The sequence below is a fragment of the Brooklawnia sp. genome, assembly GCF_049651565.1.
Classification (GTDB): Bacteria; Actinomycetota; Actinomycetes; order Propionibacteriales; family Propionibacteriaceae; genus Brooklawnia.
Genome location: NZ_JBASCI010000205.1, coordinates 1 through 3,485 on the forward strand (window position 1 = coordinate 1; position 3,485 = coordinate 3,485).

Below are 3,485 nucleotides of genomic sequence, written 5' to 3' on the forward strand. Positions count from 1 at the left end.
CCGGCACGCTGCGCGCCACCCGGCTGAGTCTGTGGGGCACCGCATGGCAGCTCACTGGCGACACCGACGGGGCGGGCTCGGTGGAGGTCCGCGTCCGGATCGCCGGCAACGCCATCGACACCTCGACGGCCGGACGCGCCACCGCCCGGTCGCGCGTCCAACTGACCCGAGGCGCGCCGTCCGATGCCGACGCGTTCCTCTTCGGTGACCGGAACGGCACCCACCTGGCCCTCGGTGAAATGGGGGTGGGAGTCAGCCTCTCGCCCGACCCCGGCGAGGCGGTCTTCGGGCTCCAGCTGTCGCTGGACCGGATCCGCCTCGCGCTCGGCACCGACCTGCTCAGGCCGATCACGTTCGGACTGGCCCTGCCCGGCCAGATCAGGTTCACCTCGCAGCTCGACCTGGCCTTCCTGCAAGGGGTCGGGCTCGGCAGCAGCGCCCCGGGGGATGGACTGCTGCTCGGGCTGGACATTCCCAGGCACCTGGGCTTCGCCCTCGGCGGCAGCGGTGCCGGGCTGTGGCTGGACGACGTCCTGATCAGGCTGGAGTCGGCGGTGAACGGTCGCCGGCTCGACTTCCGCGTCCTGCTCAGGTTCGACGCCCGCGCCGAACTCGGACCGCTCAAGGCCACCCTGGGCGGGGCCGGGGCGTGGCTGGGACGCTGGCGCACCGGCAACGTGGGGGTGGTGGAGCCGTCCGGGATCGGGCTGACGCTGGCGGCCGGTCCGGTATCCGGTGGCGGCTTCTTCGGCCGACTGGCCCAGGGTGAGTACGGCGGCGCCCTGAGCCTGAAGATCCTCGGCATCGGCGCCTTCGCCTATGGGCTGTACAAGGAGCTGCCGGGCGGTGAGGTCTCGTTCGCCGCGGTGATCGGGGTGCGGCTGCCGCCGCCGGGCGTGCAGATCGGCTTCGGCTTCGCCATCTCCGGGTTCGGCGGGCTGATCGGCATCAACCGGCGCGCCGACACCGACCGGCTGCGCGACCGGCTGGTCAGCGGCACCGCCGGAGACGTGCTGTTCACCGACGACCCCACCCGCAACGCCCCCCGCATCCTGGGCGAGATGGCGCAGCTCTTCCCGGCCGAGCGCGGCGTCCACGTCTTCGGGCCGACGTTCCAGATGAACTGGCTGTACATCATCAAGCTGGACGTCGGCCTGTTCATCGAGCTGCCCGGCCCACGGAAGATCTTCATCGCCGGCAGCGGCCGGCTGGTGGTCGGCACCGAGGACTTCGCCCTGGTCTACTTCCGGCTCGACTTCATCGGCGGCATCGACCTGACCCAGTCACTGTTCTTCCTCGACGGCGCGCTGGTCAACTCGCACCTGCTGGGCGTCCTGCGGATCACCGGTGGCATGGCGCTGCGGCTCGGCTACGGCGCCAACCCGTTCTTCCTGTTCAGCATCGGCGGTTTCCACCCGGCGTTCGCACCCGGCGGCCTGGCCGTGCCGCAGATACCGCGGGCCGGCGCCAGCCTGGACCTGGGGCTGGTCTGGTTCCGGCAGGAGACCTACTTCGCGGTCACCTCCAACACCGTCCAGTTCGGTGCGCGCACCGAGGCCGGCGTCAAGATCGGGCCGATCAGCGTCCACGGCTGGTTCGGCTTCGACGCCCTGGTGCAGTTCAAGCCATTCCGGTTCATCGCCTCGATCGACGCCGGCATGGCGGCCACCTTCGCCGGGATCGAGTTCGCCAGCGTCCGGGTGCGCGGTGAGTTGTCCGGCCCCGGGCCGCTGGTGCTCAAGGGGTCGGCCAGCGTCAAGGTGCTGATCAGGATCAGCAAGAGCATCACCCTCACCCTGGACAACCGGCCACCGGACGCGCCACCGCCGATCGACAACCTGGCCCTTCACCTGGCCGGCGAGATCACCGAGCCGGCGAACCTGCGCGGTGACGGCGCGGACGACGCGGTGGTCACCCGGGCGACCAGGGAGGGCGCGGCCGCGCTGGCACCCACCGGGGATGTGGTGTGGGAGCAGAAGCGGGTGCCGCTCGACCGGCTGCTGCACAGGGCCGAGGCGCGGCCGCTCGATCCGCCGCGCACCCTGGGCGTCCACGTGGAAGGCGCGAGCACCACCGACGAGGAGGACCTGTTCTCGCTCGGCTCGTTCACCACGGTGTCGGACGCCGAGGCGCTGTCCGGGCCCACCTTCTCAACCGGACGCTCCGGATTCCGGCTGAAGGTGCCGGACGCGATGGCGTCCGGACCCGCACAGGACCACAGCAACGAGCTGAACGTCGTCTGGCTGCCCGCCCGGCGGCGCTTCCCATCGGTCACCGCCGCCCTTTCCGAGGGGTTGCTGAACAGCGTGCTGTTCGGCGCTGGTACGCCGGTCGGCAAGGAGGATCCGAAGGTCAAGGTGAGCCAGGAGAAGTGGCAGGTGGTCGGCGGTCCCGCCGGGCAGCATGCCGCCGACGCGTTCCTGGCCGCCAGACACGCCGGGACGGCAGCCATGCCGGTCTCAACACCCACGGTCTCGCTGGCGGGGGTGCTGTGATGACCGACAAGTTCGTCAGCTGGCGGCGATCTGCGGTGTTGAACTCCGCCGAGCGGGACGAAACCGGCCGCCTCAGCGCCAACCTGCAGGTCACCCTCACCGACTCCGAGGCGTCCCCGGCCGCGTCGGGCGGCGTCAGGGTCAGGTTCAAGTCGGCCGCGGACGTGGCGTCGCTGACCCGCAGGGCGGTTCGCCGCCGGCTGCCGGCTCCCGGCAGCACGGACGCCGAGACCACCAAGCGCACCCACGTCGACTTCGGTGACGCCGACTTCTGTTGGCGCTACACCCCGGAAACCGTCAACCCGCAAGGGCAGTTGAGGCCGTGGCTGGCCCTGGTCGTCGGCACCACCGACGAGCTGCGAGTCGATGGGTCGCTGGTTGCCGCCACCCCTGGCGTCCTCAAGCAGTACCGGCTGACGCAGTCGTGGCGCTGGGCCCACGTGCACCAGGCCGGGGGCGGGTTCTCGCGGCTGATGTCGCCGCACCCCGGGTTGCGGGCGCTGACCAACTACGTCGCCGTGCTCGTACCGGCCTTCACCGACCAGGGCACCGACGCCTGGGACGCCGACGGCAACCTGGCCCCCGGCCTCCAGTTGCGGGCGCTGGACAGTTGGCGCTTCAGCACCGGCGAGGGTGGCGACTTCGAAACCCTCGCGGCGCAGCTGAAGATGCCGCCGGCGCACGACCTCGGCCGGGCCCAGCTGCACTACCGGGTGGGCGGCCAGCAGACCGGCCCGGTTGACGTGCGCGGCGCCCTGCAGTCGCTGGCCGAGGTGCAGCCGGCGACCCCGCCCGAGATGGACCTGCTCGCCGGGCAGATGGCCCTGGCGGCACGGGACGCCGCCGGCCCGGAACGCCTGGGCCTACCGCACTACGGGCTGCCCTGGGTGGCCGAGCCCTGGTCGCACACCACCGGCTGGGTGCAGCAACTGCGCGAGGACCTTCGGCTGCGCATCCACGCCGGCACCGGGGTTTGGTGCGGGGTGGAAG

2 protein-coding genes are annotated in these 3,485 nt (G+C 71.7%); both read left to right on the forward strand.

The genetic code is table 11. The features are described 5' to 3' along the window. Positions 1–2,495 (forward strand): DUF6603 domain-containing protein (locus tag WBL05_RS09570; RefSeq protein WP_424225490.1); only part of this gene is annotated, 2,495 nt, incomplete at its 5' end. Beyond that, positions 2,495–3,485 (forward strand): hypothetical protein (locus tag WBL05_RS09575; protein ID WP_424225491.1); only part of this gene is annotated, 991 nt, incomplete at its 3' end. The genes WBL05_RS09570 and WBL05_RS09575, both read left to right, overlap by 1 nt.